At 72.0% G+C, this 23,916-nt stretch carries 25 protein-coding genes; 13 read left to right on the forward strand and 12 right to left on the reverse strand.

Features of this window, described 5'->3' with window-relative positions; genetic code table 11:
- Positions 1–7: 7 nt before the first annotated feature.
- The 3 genes from J2X36_RS01320 to J2X36_RS01330 form a co-directional block, all read right to left on the reverse strand.
- Entirely contained in the window at positions 8–790 is a 783-nt protein-coding gene (locus tag J2X36_RS01320) for a creatininase family protein (protein ID WP_132256146.1), read from the reverse strand.
- A gap of 131 nt (positions 791–921) precedes the next feature.
- Complete coding sequence (locus J2X36_RS01325) at positions 922–1,305, reverse strand: CsbD family protein (protein ID WP_310345153.1); 384 nt, start codon at positions 1,303–1,305, stop codon at positions 922–924.
- A gap of 108 nt (positions 1,306–1,413) precedes the next feature.
- Positions 1,414–1,626 carry a CsbD family protein gene (locus J2X36_RS01330; RefSeq protein WP_132256148.1) on the reverse strand — a complete coding sequence of 71 codons (213 nt, stop codon included), beginning with the start codon at positions 1,624–1,626 and terminating at the stop codon, positions 1,414–1,416.
- Between the two features lie 429 nt (positions 1,627–2,055).
- Between J2X36_RS01330 and J2X36_RS01335 the strand changes: the two genes are divergently transcribed.
- A complete protein-coding gene (locus tag J2X36_RS01335; protein ID WP_310345158.1) occupies positions 2,056–3,066 on the forward strand; it encodes a 2-dehydropantoate 2-reductase in 1,011 nt (336 codons plus the stop codon).
- Between the two features lie 27 nt (positions 3,067–3,093).
- Here J2X36_RS01335 and metW read toward each other — a convergent pair whose 3' ends face one another.
- Together metW and J2X36_RS01345 are read right to left on the reverse strand one after the other, a co-directional pair.
- Positions 3,094–3,780: a methionine biosynthesis protein MetW gene (gene metW, locus J2X36_RS01340; protein WP_310345161.1), complete on the reverse strand. Its 687-nt coding sequence runs from the start codon at positions 3,778–3,780 to the stop codon at positions 3,094–3,096.
- Complete coding sequence (locus J2X36_RS01345; RefSeq protein WP_310345164.1) at positions 3,777–4,988, reverse strand: homoserine O-acetyltransferase; 1,212 nt, start codon at positions 4,986–4,988, stop codon at positions 3,777–3,779. The genes metW and J2X36_RS01345 overlap by 4 nt, the downstream gene beginning before the upstream one ends.
- A 252-nt stretch (positions 4,989–5,240) precedes the next feature.
- Here J2X36_RS01345 and J2X36_RS01350 point away from each other — a divergent pair, with 252 nt between their 5' ends.
- The 4 genes from J2X36_RS01350 (at position 5,241) to J2X36_RS01365 (ending at position 9,553) form a co-directional block, all read left to right on the forward strand.
- The gene (locus J2X36_RS01350; protein WP_132256157.1) at positions 5,241–6,107 is read left to right on the forward strand and encodes a chorismate mutase; all 867 of its coding nucleotides are present in this window, start codon (positions 5,241–5,243) and stop codon (positions 6,105–6,107) included.
- Positions 6,108–6,197: 90 nt separating this feature from the next.
- Entirely contained in the window at positions 6,198–7,331 is a 1,134-nt protein-coding gene (locus J2X36_RS01355; protein WP_310345167.1) for a histidinol-phosphate transaminase, read from the forward strand.
- The gene (locus J2X36_RS01360; RefSeq protein ID WP_310345170.1) at positions 7,324–8,280 is read left to right on the forward strand and encodes a prephenate/arogenate dehydrogenase family protein; all 957 of its coding nucleotides are present in this window, start codon (positions 7,324–7,326) and stop codon (positions 8,278–8,280) included. The genes J2X36_RS01355 and J2X36_RS01360 overlap by 8 nt, the downstream gene beginning before the upstream one ends.
- Position 8,281: 1 nt before the next feature.
- Positions 8,282–9,553 carry an AI-2E family transporter gene (locus J2X36_RS01365; RefSeq protein ID WP_310345173.1) on the forward strand — a complete coding sequence of 424 codons (1,272 nt, stop codon included), beginning with the start codon at positions 8,282–8,284 and terminating at the stop codon, positions 9,551–9,553.
- On the opposite strand, the gene J2X36_RS01370 is transcribed toward J2X36_RS01365, so the two are convergent.
- The gene (locus tag J2X36_RS01370) at positions 9,550–10,788 is read right to left on the reverse strand and encodes an amidase (RefSeq protein WP_310345176.1); all 1,239 of its coding nucleotides are present in this window, start codon (positions 10,786–10,788) and stop codon (positions 9,550–9,552) included. The genes J2X36_RS01365 and J2X36_RS01370 overlap by 4 nt on opposite strands.
- Positions 10,789–10,888: 100 nt before the next feature.
- Here J2X36_RS01370 and J2X36_RS01375 point away from each other — a divergent pair, with 100 nt between their 5' ends.
- The 4 genes from J2X36_RS01375 (at position 10,889) to J2X36_RS01390 (ending at position 14,100) form a co-directional block, all read left to right on the forward strand.
- Positions 10,889–11,911, forward strand: a complete 1,023-nt coding sequence (locus J2X36_RS01375) for an extensin family protein (RefSeq protein ID WP_132255394.1) — start codon at positions 10,889–10,891, stop codon at positions 11,909–11,911.
- A 134-nt stretch (positions 11,912–12,045) separates the two neighbouring features.
- On the forward strand, positions 12,046–12,513 hold the full coding sequence (locus J2X36_RS01380) for a hypothetical protein (RefSeq protein ID WP_132255395.1): 468 nt from the start codon (positions 12,046–12,048) through the stop codon (positions 12,511–12,513).
- Between the two features lie 38 nt (positions 12,514–12,551).
- Positions 12,552–13,220, forward strand: coding sequence for a ribonuclease T2 (locus tag J2X36_RS01385; RefSeq protein ID WP_310345182.1), 669 nt, complete (start codon positions 12,552–12,554; stop codon positions 13,218–13,220).
- A gap of 34 nt (positions 13,221–13,254) precedes the next feature.
- Positions 13,255–14,100, forward strand: a complete 846-nt coding sequence (locus tag J2X36_RS01390) for a 23S rRNA (adenine(2030)-N(6))-methyltransferase RlmJ (RefSeq protein ID WP_310345184.1) — start codon at positions 13,255–13,257, stop codon at positions 14,098–14,100.
- 353 nt (positions 14,101–14,453) lie between these two features.
- Here J2X36_RS01390 and J2X36_RS01395 read toward each other — a convergent pair whose 3' ends face one another.
- Entirely contained in the window at positions 14,454–14,711 is a 258-nt protein-coding gene (locus J2X36_RS01395; protein ID WP_310345187.1) for a hypothetical protein, read from the reverse strand.
- A 264-nt stretch (positions 14,712–14,975) separates the two neighbouring features.
- Between J2X36_RS01395 and rlmN the strand changes: the two genes are divergently transcribed.
- Positions 14,976–16,268 (forward strand): 23S rRNA (adenine(2503)-C(2))-methyltransferase RlmN, encoded by a 1,293-nt coding sequence (gene rlmN / locus J2X36_RS01400; RefSeq protein ID WP_310345189.1) that lies wholly within the window; start codon positions 14,976–14,978, stop codon positions 16,266–16,268.
- A gap of 6 nt (positions 16,269–16,274) precedes the next feature.
- Here rlmN and J2X36_RS01405 read toward each other — a convergent pair whose 3' ends face one another.
- Genes J2X36_RS01405 through J2X36_RS01415 form a run of 3 tightly spaced genes read right to left on the reverse strand, consistent with a single transcriptional unit; the run spans position 16,275 to position 19,496 of the window.
- Positions 16,275–16,961 carry a uracil-DNA glycosylase gene (locus tag J2X36_RS01405; protein ID WP_310345196.1) on the reverse strand — a complete coding sequence of 229 codons (687 nt, stop codon included), beginning with the start codon at positions 16,959–16,961 and terminating at the stop codon, positions 16,275–16,277.
- Positions 16,961–18,499 (reverse strand): bifunctional UDP-sugar hydrolase/5'-nucleotidase, encoded by a 1,539-nt coding sequence (locus J2X36_RS01410; protein ID WP_310345198.1) that lies wholly within the window; start codon positions 18,497–18,499, stop codon positions 16,961–16,963. Before J2X36_RS01410 ends, J2X36_RS01405 begins: the two co-directional genes overlap by 1 nt.
- Positions 18,500–18,542: 43 nt before the next feature.
- Positions 18,543–19,496 (reverse strand): class I SAM-dependent methyltransferase, encoded by a 954-nt coding sequence (locus J2X36_RS01415; protein WP_310345199.1) that lies wholly within the window; start codon positions 19,494–19,496, stop codon positions 18,543–18,545.
- Between the two features lie 172 nt (positions 19,497–19,668).
- Between J2X36_RS01415 and hemH the strand changes: the two genes are divergently transcribed.
- The 3 genes from hemH to J2X36_RS01430 all read left to right on the forward strand — a co-directional run bounded on the left by hemH (position 19,669) and on the right by J2X36_RS01430 (position 22,218).
- Positions 19,669–20,769 (forward strand): ferrochelatase, encoded by a 1,101-nt coding sequence (gene hemH, locus J2X36_RS01420; protein WP_132255403.1) that lies wholly within the window; start codon positions 19,669–19,671, stop codon positions 20,767–20,769.
- 107 nt (positions 20,770–20,876) lie between these two features.
- Entirely contained in the window at positions 20,877–21,980 is a 1,104-nt protein-coding gene (locus J2X36_RS01425) for a helix-turn-helix transcriptional regulator (protein ID WP_310345201.1), read from the forward strand.
- 94 nt (positions 21,981–22,074) lie between these two features.
- Positions 22,075–22,218, forward strand: coding sequence for a hypothetical protein (locus J2X36_RS01430; protein ID WP_165937916.1), 144 nt, complete (start codon positions 22,075–22,077; stop codon positions 22,216–22,218).
- 19 nt (positions 22,219–22,237) lie between these two features.
- Here J2X36_RS01430 and J2X36_RS01435 read toward each other — a convergent pair whose 3' ends face one another.
- Both J2X36_RS01435 and J2X36_RS01440 read right to left on the reverse strand, forming a co-directional pair.
- Entirely contained in the window at positions 22,238–22,666 is a 429-nt protein-coding gene (locus J2X36_RS01435; protein ID WP_132255405.1) for a DUF1772 domain-containing protein, read from the reverse strand.
- Between the two features lie 70 nt (positions 22,667–22,736).
- Complete coding sequence (locus J2X36_RS01440; protein WP_310345203.1) at positions 22,737–23,642, reverse strand: peptidylprolyl isomerase; 906 nt, start codon at positions 23,640–23,642, stop codon at positions 22,737–22,739.
- Positions 23,643–23,916: the final 274 nt, after the last annotated feature.

Genomic DNA, 23,916 nt, shown 5'->3' on the forward strand with positions numbered 1-23,916 from the left:
CGGCCGCTCACCCGTCGAGGCGGAAGCGGTCGACGTCGCGCAGGAGTTCGACGAAGGCGCGGGCACCGTGGTCGAGGGCGGCGCGGCCGGCCTCCGCCGTGCCGAGGCGCGCGTCGCCGAGCGCACCCGTGGGGTGGAGGTCGCCGGCTTTCCAGGCGAAGGCGGCGGGCCGCCCGGCGCGAAGATGCGTGAAGGCCGCCTCCATCGCGACCGTGCGCGGCACGAAATCCGCGACCGCCCCGTGCCGGACGAGATCGGGCCGGAGCGCCAGCATCAGGGCGGTCTCGATGCCGCCCGCGTGGATGCCGTGACGGATCTCCGCCTCCGGGAACAGGCCCGGCGGGTAGCCGAAGCGGCTCCAGGACGTCGTCACGGCCACCATGCCGCAGCGGCCCCGAAGCTCGCCCGCGACGAGATCGATGAGCCCGCTGTTGCCGCCGTGGGAGGTGACGATGACGAGCTTGGCGATGCCGGACCGGTGCAGGCTCAGCCCGATCTCGGTCCAGGCGCGCAGGGCCGTCTCGGCCGTGAGCGTCAGCGTGCCCGCGAAGGCGTCGTGCTCGTCCGACTTGCCGATGCTCTGGGCGGGCAGGGCCAGCACGTCGAGGTCGTCCGGGACGAGCGCGGCGAGACGGGCGAGATAGCCCTCGGCGATGATGAGATCGGTGGCGAGCGGGAGATGCGGGCCGTGCTGCTCGATCGCGGCGACGGGCAGGATCGCGATGGTGCGGCCCGCCTCCCGCCCGGCGAGATCCTGCGTCGTGAGATCACCCCAGGAACGGAACGGCATGGCTCGGCCTCTCGCGGATCCGGCGATGGCCCTTCGGGCCGCGACCCCTCAGGACGCCTCTAAGGGATCGCGGGCCATGAAAAAAGGCATCCCGCTTCCGGGATGCCCGTTCGGCCGTCCGGCGACGCGCATCACTGCGCGCGGCGGCTCAGCCAGCCGAGGCTGAACGCGGCGGCCGCTACCAGAAGGAGGGTCGCCGTCTTGTTGTCCTCGGCGCGGCGCGCGATGGCGCGGCCGCGATGCAGGGCCTCGTCCCGGTAGCGCTGGCCGCGCTCGCCGAGATCCTCCGCGATCTCGCGCCCGCGGTCGCGCGCCTCCCCGACGAGGCGCTCCCCGTCCTGGCGCAGGCCGCGCGCGGTGTCCCGGGCTTCGCCGTACGCGTACTGGGCCGCGCCCGCGACCTGATCGATCGCGCCCTCGACCTGCGGCACCGGCCGGCCGGCCACGGCGCCGACCGCGGTCTTCGCGCGGCCGCGGAGATGGCGGATGCCGCCTTCGATCCGATCCCTGTTCATGCTGGCAACCTCATTCTGTCTGTGCGAGGGCCGGCGTGGCCGGCCCTCCGGTGCCGGGCGCGGAGAGGGGCTGGCGCCCGCCCTCCGTGCGCGTTCGACCGGTGCGGATCAGATCTTCTTGACGGCGTCGGCCGCGCTCTGGGCGGCGTTCTTCACGCCGTCCTTGGCGTTGCCCACCGTCTTCTGGGCCTCGCCCTTCAGCTCCTGCGCCTTGCCCTCGGCCTGAAGCTTCTCGTTGCCGGTGATGCTGCCGACGCCCTGCTTCACGTTGCCGATCGCCTCGTTGGCGAGGCCCTTGATCTTGTCGGTGGTGCTGCTCATCGATGAACTCCCGTGTGAGTGTTGTGGGGCTGCGCGGACCCGTGATCGGGAGCCCGGATTTCGGCCCGGACCCGGATCGCAAGCGTGACTGCGCGCTCTCGGGAGGTCAGAACGGGACCGGCTCCCGAATGTTCCATCACGAAGCCGAGCGGGGGGACCTAACATCTTGATGTGGCGCGGGAATAACTGAATAAATACAACTCTGAGTCGAATTTCTCTGTCGACCACCTAAATTTTTCCTGCGGTTCCACCAAAAATTTTGCGCGCGACTTCCGGGCTCGATTTCGGCGATGCTCCTGGCATTCAAAATACGGTCGGCCTGATCTGGCCGACCGCAGAGCGAGCAGCCCCGGGACCCCATCCCATCCGATCGACAAACCGCGCGAGCCCTCTCAGGGGGAGGGGGCGAGCGACCCGAAGGACGGTTTCATGAGCATCGCGATCGTCGGCGCCGGAGCCATCGGCGGCCAATTGGGTGTGAAGCTCGCGCTGGCGGGCGAGGCGGTCACCTTCATCGCCCGCGGCGCCAATCTCGCGGCCATCCGGGCCAACGGCATGCGTCTCATCGACGAGGACGGCACCGGCTATCACGCCCGCGACGTGCGGGCGACGCAGTCGATGGCGGAGGCGGGCGTGCACGACATCGTGCTGCTCACCGTCAAGGCGCATCAGGTCGGCCCGATCGCCGAGGATCTGCGACACCTGATCGGCCCCGACACGGTGGTCGTCACCCTCCAGAACGGCATCCCGTGGTGGTACTTCGCGGGCGGGCACGGCGGCGCTTACGCCGGCACGCACATCGAGTCCGCCGATCCCGGCGGCCTCATCGCCCGCAATCTCGACCCGGCCCAGGTGATCGGCTCCGTCGTCTACCCGGCCGCGATCCTGACGGAGCCCGGACTCGTCCAAGTGGTCGAGGGACAGCGCTACGGCCTCGGCGAACTCGACGGTTCGAGGAGCGCGCGCGTGCTCGACCTCGCCGAGCGGCTCACGAGAGCCGGCTTCAAGGCCCCCGTCTTCGAGGACATCCGCGCCGAGATCTGGCTCAAGCTGTGGGGCAATCTCAGCTTCAACCCGATCTCCGCGCTGACGCACGCGACCCTCGTCGACATCTGCCAGTTCCCGGACACGCGGGCGCTCGCGCGGTCGATGATGGAGGAGGCGGAAGCGATCGCGGGCAAGCTCGGCATCGGCTTCCGCGTGGGCATCGACCGGCGCATCGCGGGCGCGGAGAAGGTCGGCGCGCACAAGACCTCGATGCTGCAGGACGTGGAGAACGGCCGCCCGATCGAACTCGAGGCGCTCGTCGGCTCGGTGATCGAGCTCGGCCGCCTCACGGACACGGCGACGCCGCATATCGACGCGGTCTACGCGCTGATGCGGCTCCTCGCCCGCAGCCTCGAGAGGGCCGACGGCCGCCTGTCGATCCAGGTGGGGTGAGGCCGGCCATGCCCCTCGTCGGCCGGCTCAATCCCGGCGCAGCAGGAACACCCCTTGCGCGCCGATCAGGTTCCAGACCCACCAGGGCATCGAGAAGCGCATCGGATGTCCCCGCGCGTCGAGGGCGGTGGCCTTCTCGATGCGCGCGCCGACGACCCGGCACAGGCCGACGAAGTCGCGGATCGTGCAATGGTGGATGTTCTGGGTCTCGTACCACGCCTCGGGCAGCATGGCTGTGACGGGCATGCGCCCGCGGAAGGCGAGCTCGGCCCGCACCCGCCAATGGCCGAAATTCGGGAAGGAGATGATCACCTGCCGGCCGATGCGCAGCAGGTGCTCCAACACGATGCGGGGGTTGCGCGTCGCCTGGATGGTCTGGGACAGGACCACGACGTCGAAGGCGCCGTCGGGATAGTTCGCGAGATCCGTGTCGGCGTCACCCTGGATCACCGAGAGGCCGCGGGCGAGGCAGGCATTGACGCCTTCCCGCGACAATTCGATGCCACGCCCGTCGACGCCGCGCCGGTCGCGCAGCAGCGCCAGCAGGGTGCCGTCGCCGCAGCCGATGTCGAGGACGCGCGCGCCCGGCGGCACCAGCCCCAGCACGACGAGGTGGTCGACGCGCGCGCCGCCGGCATCCTCGGCGCGCGGCAGGGCGTCGGCCGCGTCCCAGGGGGCTCCGGCATCCCCCATGATGTCGGGCTGCGCGCTCATAGGCCGCGCGCCCGGGCGGCTGCGTCGATGAAGCCCTTGGCGGCCGAGAACATGGCGGGCTCGTCGAGGAGGAAGGCGTCGTGGCCCTTGTCGCTCTCCACCTCCACGAAGGCGACCGGCGCGGAGGCGGCGTTGAGCGCGTGCACGATCGCCCGGGAATCGGCCGTGGGGAACAGCCAGTCGGAGGTGAAGGACATCACGCAGAAGCGCGTCCTCGTGCCCCGGAAGGCGTTGGCGAGCACGCCGCCATGGTCCTCGGCGAGGTCGAAATAGTCCATCGCGCGGGTCAGGTAGAGGTAGGCGTTCGCGTCGAAGCGCTCGACGAAGCTGAGGCCCTGGTGGCGCAGGTAGCTCTCGATCTGGAAGTCCGCGTTGAACGAGAAGGTCGGTGCCGAGCCCGCCTGGAAGCGGCGGCCGAACTTCCGGTGCAGCGCGGCCTCCGACAGGTAGGTGATGTGCGCGCCCATCCGGGCCACGCCGAGGCCCTTCGAGGGGCGTGTGCCAGCCTCGAGGTAGCGCCCGTCCGCCCAGGCCGGGTCGGCCATGATCGCCTGCCGGCCGACCTCGTGGAAGGCGATGTTCTGGGCCGAGTGGCGGGCGCCGGTCGCGATGGGCATCGCCGCGAAGACCCGCTCGGGGTAGAGCGCGGCCCATTGCAGCACCTGCATCCCGCCCATCGAGCCGCCGATGCAGAGGAGGAGCTCGCCGATCCCGAGATGGTCGAGCAGCATCGCCTGCGCGCGGACCATGTCGCGGATCGTCACCAACGGGAAGTCGAGCCCGTAGGGGCGGTTCGTGTCGGGGTTGAGGGAGGCCGGCCCCGTCGAGCCCATGCAGGAGCCGATCACGTTCGAGCAGACGACGAAGAACCGGTCCGTGTCGACGGGCTTGCCGGGCCCGACGAGCGTCTCCCACCAGCCGGGCTTGCCGGTGACGGGATGGGTGTGGGCGAAGTGCTGGTCGCCCGTCAGCGCGTGGCAGATCAGGACCGCGTTCGAGCGGTCGGCGTTCAGCGTTCCGGCCGTCTGGTAGGCGACTTGGAAGGGCGCGAGCATCACCCCCGAATCCATCGGTAGCGGCCGGTCCGCGCCGAACCGGGCGACCGGGCTCTTCGGGTCGAGGGCCTGGGACGGCTCGCGGCCGGTCTCCCGCAGCCGGGCGGCCGGATCCGTGCGGGAGTCCAGGCAGGTTTCGGGGGTAGTATCCATGACGCGTCTTGAGGGGTGCCGTCGCCGTCCTGAAGCCCGCGGCGCCGGGTCCGAAGCGGTCGGCCGAGGCGAGCCGCCTCGCACGCCTGCCCCCGCCCCGTGGAGTTAGTGTGTGCGCCCTCGGGCGTCAACGAAAGGCCCGGGCGCGTTCCGCCACCGCCCGTCTGTCATGCGCGGGCGCTGGCCCTCCGGGCCGCCGGATCGTAAACACGGGCGGACGTCACTCCGGCCCCACGCGATCCCCGACCCCGCATGCGCTTTTCGAAGAGAGCCGCGCCGCCGCTCGACAACCTCGCGGATCTCCGCGCGGAGATCGACCGGATCGACGCCGAGATGCATGCCCTGCTGATCCAGCGCGGCTCGATCATCGATCGGCTGATCGCGGTGAAGGGCACGTCCGCCTCCGGCTCCGCCTTCCGGCCGGGGCGCGAGGCCGCGATGATGCGGCGGGTGGCCGAGCGCCACCGGGGCCTCCTCCCCCTCGACACGGTGGAGGGGATCTGGCGCGTCATCATCGCGACCTTCACCTACGTGCAGGCACCGTTTTCGGTGCATGCGGACATCTCGGGCGGGGACGCGGCGATGCGCGATTCCGCCCGCTTCCATTTCGGCTTCACGGTGCCCTACCGGCCCCACCCCACCTGCGCGGCGGTGATCGAGGCGGTAGCGGCCTCCCGGGGCGATCTCGGCATCTTCCGCTTCGACCCGAGGGGCGCGAGGGCACCGCTCGCGGGAGCGGCGTGGTGGGACGGGCTCGTGGGCGAGGGCCGGCCCAAGGTGATCGCGCGGCTTCCCTTCATCGAGCGCCCGACGCACCCGGCGGGCACGCCCGTCTTCGTGGTGGCCAAACCCCTCGACGACCCCTCGGCCGCCCAGCGCGACTGGGTGCTGCACGCGGCCCGCATCGCCCGCTGGACGCCGGAGGCCGAGCGGGCCCTTCAGGATCTCTACGGCGAGGTGGTGGCCCGCGCCGCGCCGCTCGCGGGCGAGGAGCGGCTCCTCATCGCGGTGCCCGGCGGCGTCGGCTCCCGCCAGCTTCGCGAGGCGCTGGAGCGGGCCGGACCCTCGGTCGGCGCCCTCGACGAGACGGGCAGCCACGCCGCCCGCTTCCGGGTGTAGAGCGCGCATTTTCCCGCCCGCCGGTGGGCAGAGGCCCGCGAACGCTGTAGAGGGGCGAGCCTGACCCCTCGTTCCGCACCAAGCCGCGCCATGACCGCCCCCGCTTCCCGAGACACGGATCTCGCCCGCCCGACGCCGCGCCCCGGCGTTCTCGCCATCGAGGCCTACGTGCCGGGCAAGAGCGGGGCGCCCGGCGCGCGCAAGGTCCACAAGCTCTCCTCGAACGAGACGCCGCTGGGGCCGAGCCCCGCCGCGGTCGCGGCGATGCGCGAGACGGCGGGCGGCCTCGCCCTCTACCCGGACGGCAGCTCGACCCGGCTTCGCGCGGCCATCGCCCGCAAGTTCGGCCTCGATCCGGACCGGATCGTCTGCGGCGCGGGCTCGGACGAACTGCTCTCGCTCCTCGCCTACGCCTATGTCGGACCCGGCGACGAGGGCATTTTCGCCGAGCACGGATTCCTGGTCTACCGGATCGCGATCCTGGCCGCGGGCGGCACGCCCGTCGTGGCGCCCGAGCGCGACCTCACGACGGATGTCGACGCGATCCTCGCCGCGGTCACGCCGGCCACCCGCATCGTCTACATCGCGAACCCCAACAACCCGACCGGCACCTACCTCCCCTTCTCGGAGGTGCGCCGGCTCCATGCCGGTTTGCCGGCAAACGTCCTTCTCGTCCTCGACGGGGCCTACGCGGAATACGTCCGCGCGAACGACTATTCGGCCGGGCTCGACCTCGTCCTCGGCTCCGAGAACGTCGTGATGACCCGCACCTTCTCGAAGATCTACGGACTCGCGGCGCTCCGCATCGGCTGGATGGTCGGGCCGGCCCACGTCGTCGACGCGGTCAACCGGATCCGCGGCCCCTTCAACCTGTCGGCCTCGGGCATCGCGGCGGGCGCCGCGGCGATCGCCGACGAGGCGCATGTCGCGGCGGCCGTCGCCCACAACGCGGCCTGGCTGCCGCGCCTGATGGAGGCCGTGAGCGGTCTCGGCCTGCGGGTGACGCCGAGCGTCGGCAACTTCCTCCTCGTGCACTTCCCCGAGGAGCCCGGCCGCGGCGCGGCCGAGGCCGACGCGTTTTTGACCCAGCGCGGCGTCATCACCCGGCGCGTCGCCGCCTACGGCCTGCCGAACGCGCTGCGCGTCACGGTCGGCAGCGCGGAGGCGAACGAGGCCTTCCTCGCCGCCCTCAGCGAATTTCAGCGGGGACCGGCGCATGGCTGAGGCGAGAGCGGCGGAGCCGGTCGTGAGCCGACTCGCCATCGTCGGGCTCGGCCTGATCGGCTCCTCGATCGCCCGCGGCGCCCGCCAGTTCGGCCTCTGCCGCTCGATCGTGGCGATCGACCGGGACGAGGCGGTCCGCGCGCGGGTCCGCGACCTCGGCCTCGCCGATAGCGTGACCGGCGACGCCGCCGAAGGGGTCGAGAACGCCGACCTCGTCATCCTCTGCGTGCCGGTCGGCGCCGCGGGCGCGGTGGCACAGGCGCTCCACGGGCACATGAAGCCAGGCTCCGTCCTGTCCGATGTGGGCTCAGTGAAGGGCGCGGTGGTGGCCGCGGTGACGCCGCACCTGAGCGAGGGCGTCGCCTTCGTCCCGGCCCATCCCGTGGCGGGCACCGAGTATTCCGGCCCGGATGCCGGCTTTTCGACCCTGTTCTCGGGCCGCTGGTGCATCCTGACCCCGCCGGAGGGGGCGGACGAGGCGGCGGTCGAGCGCGTGCGCGCGCTCTGGCAGGGGCTCGGCGCCATCGTCGAGACCATGAGCGCCGAGCACCACGACCTCGTGCTCGCCATCACGAGCCACGTGCCGCACCTGATCGCCTACAACATCGTCGGCACGGCCGCCGACCTCGAGACGGTGACGCAATCCGAGGTGATCAAGTTCTCGGCCGGCGGCTTTCGGGATTTCACCCGCATCGCCGCCTCCGACCCGACCATGTGGCGCGACGTCTTCCTGAACAACAAGGACGCCGTGCTGGAGATGCTCGGACGCTTCAACGAGGACCTCGCCGCGCTCGCGCGCGCGATCCGCTGGGGCGACGGCGACGCGCTGCACGACCTCTTCACCCGGACCCGCGCCATCCGCCGCGGCATCGTCGCGCAGGGCCAGGAGACGGCCGAACCCGATTTCGGCCGTGCGCGCCCGGCCCCCGAGCCGCACGAGTCCCGCTAGCATGAAACCCTCCGCAACCGACGCCGCGCCCCTCCCGCCGGGCGAGGCCCGGACGCCGCGCTCGCTGGCCTTCGCCGGCATCGCGGTCGTATCCTTCGCCGCGCTGCTGGCGCTCGCCTGGATCTCGGCGGCGACGCTCCTCCTGATCTTCGCGGGCGCGCTGTTCGGCGTCTTCCTCGACGGCCTCACCCGCGGGCTCGGTCACGTCCTGCCGATCTCGCGCGCCCTGCGGCTCACGCTGGCGAGCCTCGCGCTCGCCGGCTGCACGATCGGCCTCGTCGTCCTGGGCGGCGCCACGGTCGCGCAGCAGGGGCGCGACCTCGGCCAGACCATCCGTCAGCAAACGAGTACGGTCAGCGACTGGCTGAAGGCCCACGGCCTCGACGTGCCCCTGCTCCAGGCCGTCGAGGGCGGCCAGGGCGCCGGCCAGGGGTCAGGCGGGGAATCCGGGTCGTCGGGCCAGGGATCCTCAAGCCAAGGATCCTCGAGCCAAACATCCTCGGGTCAGGGCTCCGGCCAGCCATCCGGCCGGGCCGAGAAGCGGGACAAGGCGGACGACGATCTCCCGCAGAAATCCGGCGGCCTCGCCGGGCTCGCCTCCGGCGCCCTGAAGAGCCCCGGCACGCTCCTGTCGGACGCGGGCAGCGTGCTCGGCCCCGCGGCCTCCGTGATCCTCGGCCTGTTCAACGCGCTCGGCAACGTGCTCGTTATCGTCTTCCTCGGCGTCGCCTTCGCGGTCGATCCGGGGAGCTACCGCGACGGGCTCCTGCGCTTCGTGCCGCCGCGCCACCGCCGGCGGGGCGCCAAGGTGCTCGACGGCATGGGCGAGACCCTGCGCCACTGGCTCTTCGGCCAGCTCATCACCATGGCCGTGATCTTCCTCTGCACCTGGGCCGGCCTCTGGCTGCTCGGCGTCGGCGGCTCGCTCATCCTGGGCCTGCAGGCGGGCCTCCTCGCCTTCATCCCGACGATCGGCCCCCTGGTCGCGGGCATCGTCATCCTGCTGGCGAGCCTCGCCACGGGGCTCAGCGCCGTGCTCGGCGCGCTCGGCGTCTACCTCGCCGTGCAGACGCTGGAGAGCTACGTACTCACCCCCGTCATCCAGAAGCGGGCGCTCGACATCCCGCCCGCGACGATCTTCGCCGGGCAGCTCCTTCTCGGCGTCCTGTTCGGCCTCTGGGGCATCGCGCTGGCGCTGCCGCTCCTCGCCGTGATGAAGGTGCTCTTGGAGCAACTCTACGTCGAGGAGACGCTGGGCGAGGAGGCGAGCTAACCCTCCGCCAACTCCCGCTCGATCATCCGGGCCGCGGCGAGCGCCCGCCCGTCGTCGCCGAAGCGGGCGATGACCTGGACGCCGAGCGGCGGGCCGTCGCCCGGCACCGGCAGGTTCACGCACGGAACGCCCATCAGCGTCCACAGCCGGTTGAAGCGCGGGTCGCCCGTGGAGGCGAGGCCCTCCGGCGCGTAGCCGGGCGCCGAGTAGGTGAGCAGCACGTCGTATACCGCAAACAGGTCCTTGAGGACGCCCCGGGCCCGGTGCGCGTGGCGGCGGGCGTCGTCGTAGGCCGAGGACGTGATGTCCTGCGCCCGGTCGAGCTGGGGCCCGAGCTTCTCGGAGAGGGCCGCGCGATGCGCGGCATATTCCCAGGCGAGCGCTTGGCGCGCCTCGAAATCCTGGATGAGCCCGTGGCGGGCCCAGGCCTCCGGCAGGGGCTCCGGCAGGGCGAGGTCCCGCACGCGGGCGCCCCCACGTTCGGCCGCGCGGACGGCTCGGCCCAGCGCCGCCTCGGCCTCCGGGTCGGCGGCGCCCGCGAAGTCCAGGCGGACGAGGCCGATGCGCGGCGCGCCGGGCTCGGTGGCGGGCAGGTCGATCGCCGGCCGCTCGGCGATGAGCGCCAGCGCGTGGGCGACGTCGCGGATGCCCGCGCCGAACAACCCGAGCGTGTCGAGCGCCCAGGAGAAGGTCTTCACCCCCACCGTCGGCAGCAGCCGGAAGGAGGGCTTGATCGCCGCGACCCCGCAGAAGGCGGCGGGCCGGATCACCGAGCCGCCGGTCTGCGTGCCGAGCGCCAGCGGGAGCATTCCGGCCGCCACGGAAGCGGCCGAGCCCGCCGAGGAGCCGCCCGGGCTCCGACCGGGCGCGCTCGGGTTCAGCGTCGCCGTGGGGTCGAGGCTCGCGAAGGGGGAGGTCGTCGTCTTCACCAGCGGCACCGCGCCGAGGCTCTTGAGCCGGCTCACGATTGCCGCGTCCGCCTTCGGCCGCCAGCCGGCGTAGAGCGGCGAGCCCATCTGCGTCGGCAGGTGGGCCGTGTCGATGATGTCCTTGATCCCGACCGCGATGCCGGCGAGCGGCCCCCGCGCGGGGATCGACGGTGCCGGATCCTGTGCGGCGATCGCCCGTACGCCCGGCTCGCCCTGCGCGACCGCCGCCTCGACGAGGCGGACGGCGCCCTCCGGCGTCAGCGTGCCGGCTTCGATGCGGGTGCGGAGATCGACGAGGGACAGCATGGGCGCGGAGTTCGGCCGAACGACCCCTGCCTGTCAACGCAAGGCCCCGCCGCTCCTTCGTTGACGGTCCCTTTACACAACCTGCGGCATCTTCCGGACCATGTGGCGTAGCGTCTTCGCGTTCTCCGCCCTTGCGCTGTTCGGCGCGGGGCTCACCGGCTGTGCGCTCAACAAGTTTGAGCGGCGCGAGCCGTGGCGAGACCAAGCGGAGCAGGTCTGCCTCGCCAAGAAGCTCGTGCAGCAGACCGAGTTCGTGACGGCGGCCAAGGAGATCGACGGGCCGGGCCCCTGCGGCATGCAGCAGCCCTTCCGCGTCACCCGGCTCGGCAACGGCTCGGTGCTCCTCAAGCAGCGCATGACGCTCGCCTGCCCGGCGCTGGCGGAGGCCGAGGCGTGGCTCGCCGACACGATCCAGCCCGCGGCGAACCTCTATTTCGGCCAGCCCGTGGCCGAGATCAACGCGGGCTCCTACGCCTGCCGCGGCCGCAACAACCAGGCCGGCGCCAAGCTCTCGGAGCATTCCTTCGGCAACGCCGTCGACATCATGTCCTTCAAGCTCGCCGACGGGTCCGTCATCACCGTCAAGGGCGGCTGGCGCGGCACCGAGGCCGAGCAGGGCTTCCTGCGCGAGGTCTTCCTCGGCGCCTGCCAGCGCTTCACCACCGTGCTGGCCCCGGGCTCGAACGTGTTCCACTACGACCACATCCACGTGGACCTCGCCCGGCACGACCCGCGCGGCCTCAAGCGCATCTGCCAGCCCCTGATCAAGTTCGTGCCGCAGCTCGGCGCGGAGGGCGCCCGCTCCTCCTATCCGCGCCCGCCCATGCGCCAGCCGGCCCCGCCCCAGGCCCCGATCGACGTCGAGGAGGACGATCCCTACGGCCTCACCCCGATGTCGGCGCGCGGCACCCCGACGAAGGTCGCCCGCGCGCCCGGGGCGCCTGCGCTCGCGGCACCGGCGCCCTCGGCCTACGCCGCCGCCCCCGCGCCGCGACCCTACCGGCCGCAGGCGCCCGCCTCGCGCCTTGCCGCCGCACCCGCCTACGAGGAGCCGGCGCCGGGCTTCGAGGAGGAGCCCCTCTCGCTCGCTGCCCCGGGCCTCGCGGGCGGCCCGATCTACTGAGCGCCGCCCGCCGGGGGGTGTGCCCCGCACACCCCACTGCGCCGCGAAAGCGCCGAGGAGCACCCGCGCCGGGTTGACTCCACAGGGCGGCGGGGCATCGTCAAACGCTCAGGTTTCCAGCGGAAGACGCCGGCATGCGCCCGAACCCCCTCCTCGCCGCCTTGTGCCTCGGCCTCGCCTTCGCCGGCGCGATCGAGCCCGCCCTCGCGCGCTCGGCGCGCGAGGAGATCGAGCCCGCCGAGGAACGCACCTTCCCCTTCGACGCCAAGATCCCGGGCTGCCAGGATCCCGACGTCTTGGAGAAGGTCGCGACCCAGTTCGCCGAGAAGGAGGCGAAGTTCTGGAACTCGTCGCTGACGATCGTCGCCTACGACCGGATCGAGCGCACGGCGTGGCGTCCCTGGGGCCTCGACTATTATCCGCGCCGCTTCTGCAGCGCGACCGCCACCACCTCGGACGGGGTGCGCCGCAAGGTCGACTATTCGGTGCGCGAGAGCCTCGGCATCATCGGCTCGACCTGGGGCGTCGAGTTCTGCGTGCACGGGCTCGACCGCAACCTCGCCTACGCCTACGCCACGGCCTGCCGGATGGCGCGTCCGTAAGCGTCCGGTCCGGCTCGCTTCTGCCTCGGGGGAGGGTGATGAAGCAGGGTTTACGGGGGATCGCGGCGCTCGCCGCAGGGCTGCTCGCCGCGCCGGCATCGGCGCAGGACGAGGGCGGCTTCGGGCGCGGCCGGCCCGGTGATTTCGACTTCTACGTGCTGGCGCTCTCCTGGTCGCCGACCTATTGCGGCGGCGCGGGCGCCTCCCGCGACGAGCGCCAATGCACGCCCGGCCGCGGCCTCGGCTTCGTGGTGCACGGCCTCTGGCCGCAATACACACGCGGCTACCCCACGAATTGCTCGGCCTTCGAGCGCGCGCCGACCCGGCAGGCCATGGAGATCGCCGGCGAGGTCTTCCCCAGCGAGGGGCTCGCCCGCTACGAGTGGCGCAAGCACGGCACCTGCTCGGGCCTCGACCCGGCCGCCTATTTCCGCGCCGCCCGCGAGGCGCGCGCCGCCGTGACGATCCCCGACGCGCTCAAGGACGCGGGCAGCGAGCGCCGGCTCGCGCCGATCGAGATCGCGCGGCAATTCGTGCTGGCGAACAAGGGGCTCCGGCCCGACATGATGGCGGTGGCCTGCGCCCGCGGGCGCTTGCAGGAGGTGCGCCTCTGCTTCACCAAGGACCTGCGCGGCTTCGCCTCCTGCCCCGAGGTGGCGCGCCAGAATTGCCGCGCCCCGGAGATCGCCGTCGAGGCCGCCCGCTGAGGCGGCGCTCCGGGCGCGGCCGACCCGAGCGAGCATGAATTACCGTCACGCCTTCCATGCCGGCAATTTCGCCGACGTCCTGAAGCACCTCGTCCTGGCGCGGGTGCTCGCCCATCTCCAGCGCAAGCCGGCGGCCTTCCGGGCGATCGACGCCTTCGCGGGAATCGGCTTCTACGACCTCGCGGGGGACGAGGCCGGGCGGACGGCCGAGTGGCGGGACGGCTGGGGCCGTCTCGACGAGCCCTTCCCCGCCGAGATCGAGGCGCTGCTCGCGCCCTATCGCGCGGCGGTGGCCGCGGTGAGCGCGCGCCACGGCCCCAGCGTCTATCCGGGCTCGCCCGCGCTCATCCGCGAGGCCCTGCGGCCGACAGACCAGGGCGTGTTCGTGGAACTGCACCCGGCCGACGCCGAGACCCTGCGCGCCCGCTACAACCAGGATCCGCGCACCAAGGTGCTGCAGCTCGACGGCTGGACCGCCCTGAACAGCCTGATCCCGCCGCCGGAGCGGCGCGGCCTCGTCCTGATCGACCCGCCCTACGAGAAGCCGGGCGAGATCGAGCGCCTCGGCACCCGCCTCGCCCGGGCGGTGGCGAAGTGGCCGACCGGCCTCTTCCTGGCGTGGTACCCGATCAAGGACGTCGCGGGCGTCGACCGCATGGTCGACGACCTCGACGCCGCCCTGGCGCGGCCGGCGCTCCGCCTCGACCTGATGATCGACCGCCCGGACCCGACGCGCCTCACCGGCACCGGCCTCGTCGTCGTCAACCCGCCCTGGACGCTCGCCGAGGAGGCCGGCCTGTTCCTGCCGGCGCTCGCCGAGCGCCTGGCCCGCACCGATTACGGCGCCTTCCGCTGCGAGGCGCTGGGGGTGTCGGGGTGAGGAGGCTCTGCCGTCAATCGCCGTGATGGGACGCGCCGATGACGAGGGCGCGATATCCCCGTATTCCGCTCTTGGCCCGCCCCTTCGTGCGCGAGCGCCGGTAGCGGAGGATCGGGCCGGCGGGGTGGGAAACGGGCTTTACGAGAGGATCGCTCGTCTCGGCTCCGTCACTTCGACCTGCCTCTCGATCGCGGGCAGTACGATAGGCTTCGATCTCTCGGTCGAGTGCCTGTGTCCGACGATGTGCGGCGAGCCACATCACGGCGACGAGACCGAGACCTGCCAGAGGTGGCAGCGCCCATGCGAGGATCAGAGGAACGCTCATCGGACCTTCTCGAGAAAACGCTTCCCCATCACTCGAGAAAACGCTTCCCCATCATATGAGTCAGCCCTGCGGCGAACGTCCAGGCGCAGCCCGCACCGATGATCGATTCCGACGCAAGATCGGGTCGCGTCGGGAGGAGGTAGCTGAGTGCTACGGTCGGCAGGATGACACCACCCGAGAACAGGGCGACGCAGATATTGTTGGCAGCCGTCGCCTCAAGTTTCGCCTTCTCGTTCGCTATCGCGATTCTTCGGCGAAGATTTGGATCGGCAATGTCGTCGTGCATCCGACGGCCCGCACGGAATTTCTGATCGGCGCGGCCGGACGGTCCCGTCGCGTCGAGGCCTTGCCATCATCCGCGAAGGCGCGCTTCGGCGCATCAGAGAAGGGGAAGCATTTCTCCGGGAGGCGATCACAATTCCTTTGGCGCTCCGCGATCGGAGAGTTCGGCGGCATCCAACTGGCTGATCCGCACCGGCCCCGGTTCGCGTTTCGGCCGCTTTTCGCCTATATGCGGCGGATATCCCTCTCCGAAGGCCCCGAGACGATCATGGCGACGGCGTCGTTCGACACCGCCCGGCGCGCAGGCAGCGCCGTTCCCGCAATCGAGAAGACGCCCGAGTTCCGGCCCGAGGCGGCCGCTCCCCTGCCTGGACGGCGGGCCTCCCTCGTCGGGCTCACCCGCGCGGACCTGAAGGCGCGGCTCGTGGCCGTCGGCGTGCCCGAGCGCGAGAGCCGCATGCGCTCGGGGCAGATCTGGCACTGGCTCAACGTGCGCGGCGCCCGCGACTTCGACGCGATGACCAATGTCGGGAAGGGGCTGAAGTCGCTGCTCGCCGAGCACTACACCCTCGACCGGCCGGAGATCGTCACCGCCCAGGTCTCCCGCGACGGCACCCGCAAGTGGCTCCTGCGCATGGCGCCGACGGGCGCCCACGATCACAACCGGGGCGCCGAGATCGAGTGCGTCTACATCCCGGGGCCGGACCGGGGCACGCTCTGCGTCTCCTCACAGGTCGGCTGCACGCTGACCTGCTCGTTCTGCCACACGGGCACCCAGCGCCTCGTGCGCAACCTCTCGGCGGCCGAGATCACCGCCCAGCTCATCGTGGCGCGCGACGAACTCGGCGACTTCGTCGGCCAGATGCCCTCGCGGGACGCAACCGGGGGCGGCGAGGTGGGGCGCCTCGTCACGAACATCGTGTTCATGGGCATGGGCGAGCCCCTCTACAACGTCGACAACGTGATCGACGCGGTCGGCGTGATGTCGGACCAGGATGGCCTCGGCCTGTCGCGCCGCCGCATCACGGTCTCGACCTCCGGCGTGGTGCCGCAGATGCAGCGCCTCGGCGAGGAGGCGCACGCCATGCTGGCGATCTCCCTCCACGCGGTGCGGGACGACCTGCGCGACGAGCTGGTGCCGTTGAACCGCAAGTACCCGATCGCGGACCTGCTCGACGCCTGCCGCCGCTATCCGGGGCTCAACAATGCCCGGCGCATCACCTTCGAGTACGTGATGCTCAAAGGCGTCAACGATTCGGACGCGGATGCGCGCGAACTGGTGCGCCTCCTCAAGGGGATCCCGGCCAAGATCAACCTGATCCCGTTCAACCCCTGGCCCGGCAGCCGCTATGAATGCTCCGACTGGGAGCGGATCGAGCGCTTCTCCGAGATCGTGTTCAACGCCGGCTACGCCTCGCCCGTGCGCACGCCGCGCGGCCGCGACATCCTGGCCGCCTGCGGTCAGCTCAAGAGCGAGACCGAGAAGCTGCGGGCCCGCGCCCGGCTGATGCTGGAGGAGGGCATGGCCGAGCGGATGTACGCGGGCAGCGACGACGACTGAGCCGCGCTACAGCCGCCACTCGATCGGCGCCAGCCCCCGCTTCGTGAGCCACGCATTCGCCCGCGCGAAGGGGGCCGAGCCCGGGAAGTCGCGGGCCCGGTTCAGCGGGGAGGGGTGGCCGCTCTCGATCACGCAATGCCGCGCGCCGTCGATCAATCCCGCCCGCGCCCGCGCCTGCGCCCCCCACAGCAGGAACACGGCGGGCTCGGGCCGGCCCGCGACCGCCGCCACCGCCTCGTCGGTGAGCCGCGCCCAGCCGTAGCGCAGATGCGCCCCGGCCTGGCCCGCCTCGACGGTCAGCGCGCTGTTGAGGAGGAGCACGCCCTGGCGCGCCCAAGGGGTGAGGTCGCCGCTTCCCGGCCGGCCCGGCGCCACCTCCGCCAGGATCACCTTGAGCGAAGCCGGCAGGCGGCCCGTGCCCACGTAGGAGAAGGCGAGCCCGTTGGCGTCGCCCGGCGTCGGGTAGGGGTCCTGCCCCAGGATCACGACCTTGACGGCATCCGGCGGCGTCAGGCCGAGCGCCCGGAAGATGTTCTCGGGGTCGGGCAGGACGCGCGCGCCCGAGGCGATGCGGGCGTCGACCCGCGCCGCGACACGGTCGGCGCTGCCGTCCGTGAAGAAGGGAAGGCCGGCCCAGGGGGAGCCGGAGGCGCGGAAGCGCGCGAGCGCCGCGGCGACGGGCGTGTCTGTCATCAGCGGACCAGGATGCGGTGCCCGGACTCGACGTCGAGGGGGGCGTTCGCCCGGATGTAGGCCATCACCTCGTTGGCGACGAGCTTGCCGTCGGTGGCGCCGATGAGCGTGCGGCCCTTCGCGAGGACGCCGTAGCCGTTGCCCCCGTCGTAGAGGAAGCTGTTCGAGGCCACGCGATAGGTGCGGCCCGCGTCGAGGGGCTCGCCCCCGACCGCGACCGAGACGACCCGCGCGCCCTGCGGCGCCTCCGGGTCGACGGTGACCGTGAGCCCGGAGACCTGCAGCATCCGGCCGGCGGTTCGGCCGAAATCGGCGAGCCCGTTCTCGATCGCCGCGCGCAGCTGCGCGCCCGAGATCGCGACGAGCACGGTGGTGTTGCCGAAGGGGAGTTCCGTCAGGATGTCCCGCCGCGTCAGCACGCTGCCGGCCGGGTAGAGGCGGTTTCCCCGGATGCCGCCCCCGTTCATGATCGCGGCCTCGGCGCTGGTGGCGGCGCGGAGCGCGTCGGCGACGAGGTCGCCGAAGCTCGATTCGCGTGCCCGCACCGTGGCGATCCGGCTGTCGAGGGCGGTGCGCGTCGCGCCGAGCGGCGCGTCGAGTTCGCGGGAGAGCTCCCCTTCGAGGCGGTTCACGATCGCCAGCGTCTCCGGGTCCGGCGTCACCGTCGCGGTGTCGTGGATGTGGAAGCGCGGGCGCCAGGCCACGCGCCGGGCCTGCCCCTCGCCCGTCACCGTCACGGTGACGTCGATCGCGGTGACGTAGTGGGCGTCGACGCTCGATTCCGCCAGCACCCTCTGCCCGTCGTAATGGACGAGGAGATCGTGGTCGTGGCCGGAGAGCAGGATGTCGACGAGGCCCGCCGCCACGATCGCCCGGTCGGTCGGCCGCGCGGTATGGGCGACGCCGACGACGATCTCCGCCCCCTCGCGGCGGAGCTGCTCCGCCTGGTCGGCGAGCGTCTCCATCTCGGGGCCGAAGCGGAGGTCGCCGCTCTGCGACTTCTCCGGCGTGCTCGCGAGCGCGATGCCGACGACGCCGACCCGGACGCCGCCGAGCGTCACGAGGATCCGGTCCTGCACGCCCGTCAGCGGCCGGCCCGCGCCGTCGCGGAGATTGGCGGCGAGGACGGGGAAGCTCGCCTCCCCCATGCGCCGCAGGAACACCGAAGGCCCGAAATCGAACTCGTGGTTGCCCGGCACGAACACGTCGGGCGGCGCGAGGTCGAGCAGTTCGACGATGTGCGCGCCCCGATCGATGCCCGACATCAGGGAGGGCGAGAGGGTGTCGCCCGCATGCGCGTAGAGCATCGGCACGCCGCGCGCCCGCTCCGCCTTCACCACGGCGTTGAGCCGCGCGAAGCCGCCCCGGCCGTCGACCTCCTGCATCTGGTAGACGTCGTTGACGAGGAGCAGGCTGAAGCTGGCCTCGGGAAGGGCCGATTGCCCCTCCGCGCGCTCCTCCGCCGCGGCCGGCAATCCCGCGGCGAGGCCGGCGCCGAGGCCGAGGCCGAGGGTCTGGCGGCGGCTGGGACGGGGCATCGGGCAGCGTTCTCCGAGACGGGATCCCGATCGGCCTAGCGGGTCAACGCGACGCGAAGGTGTCGCGCACGGCCTTGGCGTTCCGGCGCACCATCGGCCAGATCCAGGCCCCGGAGGCGAGGTAGGCGCCGGGCGGCATCGGCCTCAGCTCCTCGGCGAGGCGAGCCGCGAGGCCGGGATTGGCGAGGCGCCCGGCCGGCTCGTCCGTCTTGCGGTAGACGACGGTGGTGGCCTCCCGCCAGTAATCGGTGTGCGGCACGAGGCCGGCCCGGCGCGCCGTGAGGTCGAAGGTCTCGCGCACGAAGCCGTGGACGTGGGCGAAGTGGAAGCGCTCGTGCGGGGGCTTGGCGGCGGTCGCCATGTCGGGCACGGCGGCGTAGAGCACGCCGTCCGGCTTCAGCCAGCGGGCGAGGCGCTCCATCACGTCGGCCGGGTCGCGCAGGTGCTCCATCACGTGGTGGGTCGTGATCACGTCGAAATAGCCCGGCTCGAAGCGTTCGTCGCCTGCATCCTCCAGGACCTCGATCCCGTGCGCCTTGCGGGCGTAGGCGGCGTAGTCGCGGCCGGGCTCCACGCCGATCGCCTCGCAGCCCCGCGCCCGCGCGGCGGCGAGGAACTCGCCGGAGCCGCAGCCGAAATCGAGGACGCGGGCGCCCGGCCGCAGCATCGGCGCGAGGAGGTCGGCGCGGAAGGCCGCCTCGCGGGCCGAGCGGTTCAGGTGGTGCCGGGGCGGCCCGCCCGCGAAGGCGAGCTGGTAGTCGGCCCGGTAGGCATGGGCATAATAATCGGCGAGCTCGGCCGGGGTCGGCATCGGGTCGGTGCGAATCAGGCCGCATTCCGAGCAGGCGATGGAGCGCAGGATCTTCAGGCGCCGGTCCGTCTCCGCCACCGTGACCGCCTCGCGCGAGCCGCAGAGATTGCAGGCCGCGGGCGCGCCCGTATAGGGGTATCCCGTGAAGGGCATGAAGTGGTTGATGAAGTAGCGGGGAGACGGCATGTCGCGGTCTGTCCTGTCGTATCTTCGCTGGCAGGCTCCGTGCTCTAGATAGATATGTCCGCGCGGACAACCGCGGCGCATTCGCCCCCGAATCCGCCCCCACCTCACGAAACCTCCGCCGCCGCGTTTCCGGCGGCCGCCACAGGAAGCGGCCTCGAGGGGCCGGAAGCCGATGAACGAACGCGTCGAACCCGCCTCGCTCCAGACCGGTCAGGCCGTCCGGCCGCCGTCTGCGGCCCCGGGCCCGGGCGTGCAGGGCGCGCCGCTTCCCGCCGAGCACCCGCCGGTGCGCTGGGGCCGCGTCGGCGTGCTCCTGATGAATCTCGGCACGCCCGAGGGCACGAGCTACTGGCCGATGCGGCGCTACCTGAAGGAGTTCCTCTCCGACCGGCGCGTCATCGAGGTGCCGCGCCTGATCTGGTGGCCGCTCCTCAACCTGATCATCCTGACGAAGCGGCCGGGGCCGAAGGGCCGGGACTACGCCAGCGTCTGGAACACCGAGCGCGACGAGGGCCCGCTCAAGACCATCACCCGCGGCCAATGCGAGCGCCTGCAGGCGGCGATGGGTGATTCGGTCCTGGTCGATTGGGCGATGCGCTACGGCAAGCCGGAGGTCTCGCTGCGCATCCAGGCCCTGCTCGACCAGGGCTGCGACCGGATCCTGCTCGTGCCCCTCTACCCGCAATACGCGGCGGCGACCTCCGCCACGGCCTGCGACCAGGCCTTCAAGGCCCTGATGCAGATGCGCTGGCAGCCGACGGTCCGCGTCTCGCCGCCCTACCACGACGATCCGGTCTACATCGAGGCGATCGCCCAATCGATCCGCGAGGGCCTCGCCAAGCTCGATTTCGAGCCGGAGGTGATCCTCACCTCGTTCCACGGCGTGCCGAAGAGCTACCTCCTCAAGGGCGACCCCTACCATTGCCAGTGCGTGAAGACGGGCCGCCTGATCCGCGAGGCGCTCGGCTTCTCGCCGGAGCGGATGCGCGTCACCTTCCAGTCCCGCTTCGGCAACGAGGAGTGGCTGAAGCCCTATACCGACGAGACGGTTCAGGCCCTGGCCAAGAGCGGCGTGAAGCGCATGGCCATCGTCGCGCCCGGCTTCACCGCCGATTGCCTGGAGACCCTCGAAGAGCTCGACGGCGAGAACCGCCATTACTTCGAGGAGAATGGCGGCGAGCACTTCGCCTACATTCCCTGCCTCAACGATTCCGATCTCGGCATGCGTGTGATCGAGCACGTCGTGCGGCGGGAGCTCCAGGGCTGGGTCTGAAATCGGACGCCCGTGCGGCGCCGATACTTCCCTCTTTCGGTTCGGATGCGTAGCCTGACAGGTAGAGTGCAGCGCATCATCTTCGCGCCTGCGCCGCCGGAGGGCCGATGCACCTCGACGACGACACGCTGCGCAGTATCGAGGAGACGCTGATCTCGGCCGCCATCCGGCCCGAGGCGTGGCCGGAGGCGGTCTCCCGGATCGTCGAGGCGACGGGCAGCCGGGGCGCCGGCGCCCTGCCCATCCGGGGCCGCGTGCCGGGTGTGCCCACCAGCGATTCGCTGGAGACGCTGATGGCGGCCTATTTCAGCACCGGCTGGTTCCAGCACGATTACCGGGGCCACGGCATCCCGACGCTGATCCGCACGGGTCTCCTCGTCGATCAGGACATCACCACCGCCGAGGCGATGCGGACGAACCCGTTCTACAGCGAGTTCCTGGGCTCGCACGGGTTTCAATGGTTCGCCGGCCTCCTCGTCACCGTGGGCGACGACGTCTGGTGCCTCACCCTGCAGCGCACGATCGATCAGGGCCCCTTCACCCCAGACGAGCAGCGGGCCCTGCGGCGGCTCATCGCCCCCCTCGGCCGGGCCGCCACCCTGGCGCGCGACGTCGGCGCGACCCGGCTCGACGGGATCGTCGACACGATCGAGTCGCTGCGCGTGCCAGCACTTCTCCTCGACAGGACGGGCCGCGTGCTGCGCACCGGCAGCGCCGCGGAGCGCTTCCTCGGCGGCCCCCTCGACGTGAGGCGGGGCGCCCTCGTGGTCCCGGGCAATCTGCGGGCGAGCGCGGCCCTGCAGGCCCATGTCGCCGCCGCGATCTGGTCCGAGCTGCAGCCCGGCAGCCCGGCGCTGGCGCCCGTCGTCGTCGAGCGGCCGGGCCGGCGCCCGCTCCTCCTGCGGGCCCAGCCCCTGCACAAGGCGGGGCTCCAGTATTTCGACGGCGCCCGCGCGATCCTCCGGATCACCGATCTTGAGGAGACCCGGCTGCCGGACGAGGGCATCCTGAGGCAGCTCTACGGCCTGACGCCGCGCGAGATCGCCTTCTGCGAGGCGCTGCTCTCGGGCCGCGGCGTCGCGGAATGCGCGGCCGCCTTGCGGATCTCGATGCCGACCGCCCGCTCGCACCTCAAGGCGATCTTCGCCAAGACCGGGACGGCGGGCCAGGGCGAACTCCTCCTCCTGTTGGGGCGGCACGAGCCGCGCTGAGCGCGCGCAGAGCGGAGCCGTCTTGCTGAGACGGCGCACCGTCCTATCCTTGATACGGCCAAGGCCGGTCAGGCCGTCGCTCACGAGGGATCAGATGGCCTTCTTCATCGGAATTGCCTGCCCCTGGCTCGTCCTCGCCGTGCTGGAGGTGATGGCGCAGCGCCGCGCGCGGGAGCTGAGCCCCTTCGAGCCGACGCCGCCGTCGGACTCCTCCTACCTGACGCCCGACGTCGCCTGACCGCCCGGCTTGATCGCGATCAACGCAGCGCGGTCAGGATGATGATCGTTGCCGCGAAGCCGAGGGCGGTGCGCACCGCGTGCAGCCGGGCCCAGCGCTCGATCAGCCGGCGGCTCTCGGGGCCGGCCCCGGCGGGCGTCGTCGCCATCAGGACCCGGTTCGTCGGCAGGATGGCGAGGAGCGTGTAGGGCCAGTTGGCGAGGAGCACGAGGGCGCCGATCAGGAAGGCGATGCGCCCGCTCTGCCACCACGCCGTCGCGCCGCACAGGAAGCCGATCACGGCGAGCGAGGCCTGCATGGCGTAGCCGCGCCGGTAGGCCGGCTGCCATTGCGCGAGCAGGGCGCGGTCGTCGAGCCCGAGGCGGGCCGGCTGCTCCGCCACGGTGATGTAGAGCGCCGCGCCCGAGAACAGCGCGGCGACCGTGAGCGCGAGCAACCCGGCGAGCATGGTCCGCCTCCGCGGGGCCTTGGGTCAGGACGGGCGAGGGCGGACACCCTCGCCCGGGAATCGCTACGCCTCAGGGCTTCTTCGTCTCGGGCGGCGGGGGCGCCACGGCCGGGGCGGCGTCGGTGCGCTCCACCTTGGCACCCTCGCGCAGCTTCAGGATGAGGTCCTGCTGGGCCTTGCGGGTCAGGTACTGGTCGACCTGCTCCTTCATCTCCTCGAAGCCGGGGATCGGCTTCGTGCGCTTCTCCTCGACCTTGATGACGTGCCAGCCGAACTGCGTCTTGACCGGGTCCGAGACCTGGCCGACCGGCAGCTTGAAGGCGGCCTCGGCGAAGGGCGCCACCATGCGCTCCTTGGTGAACCAGCCGAGATCGCCCCCTTCCGTCTTCGAGCCCGGATCCTTCGAGGCCTCGGCCGCGACCTTGGCGAAATCCTCGCCGCCCTTGATGCGCTCGGCGATCTTCCTCGCGTCGCCCTCGTTGTCGACGAGGATGTGGCGGGCGTGGACCTCCTCCTCGGGCTTCATCGCCTTGACCGTCTGGTCGTAGAGGGCGCGGGCCGCCTCGGGCGTCGCCGCCTTCTTGGCCTCGCGGTCGAGGTACTCGTCGAGGAGGAGCTTGTCGCGGAAATAGGCGAGCTTGCGCTTGAAGTCCGGCGTCTCGCCGATCTTGGCGGCATCCGCCGCCTGCGCGCCGACCTTGAGGTCGATCATGTAGTCGACGAGGAGGTTCTTCTTCTGCGCGTCGTCGACGCCCGGCAGCGAGAGCGCCGGGTCCTCGCCCGCCACGGTCAGGTCCCCCTGCGTGATCGGGGTGCCGTTCACCTTGGCGACCACCGTCTCGGGGGAGACGGCGGGCGCGGGCGCGGCGGCCGGCGTCGTCGTCTGGGCCCGGGCCGAGGCGGTCCACGCGGTGGCCGGCAGGCTCAGGACCAGCGCGAGCGCGCTGGCGCGGCGCAGGGTGGGGAGGATCGGCATGGGGTCGGAATCCTTGGGCATTCGGCCCCCGCCTTCGTCCGGGCGAGCCGGCGGAGGTCTGGTTCGGGGCATCGGAAGCGGCGCGCGGGCCGCGGGAATCGGCGACACAGGTGGAATGGCTCGCGCCCGAACGCAAGCTCTGCCGCGTCGGAGCGCGCCGCCCGAACACCCGATCGTGAGGAACGATCGGCCAAGCTCGGCCGTTCACGCCATTCCGCGCGCCGCCCCGCGTCGCCGGCGGCCGGACGGGGCCTCTTTCAGATGCGCCCGCCGA

It is taken from the genome of Methylobacterium sp. BE186 (assembly GCF_031457035.1).
In the GTDB taxonomy this organism is placed as follows: domain Bacteria; phylum Pseudomonadota; class Alphaproteobacteria; order Rhizobiales; family Beijerinckiaceae; genus Methylobacterium; species Methylobacterium segetis.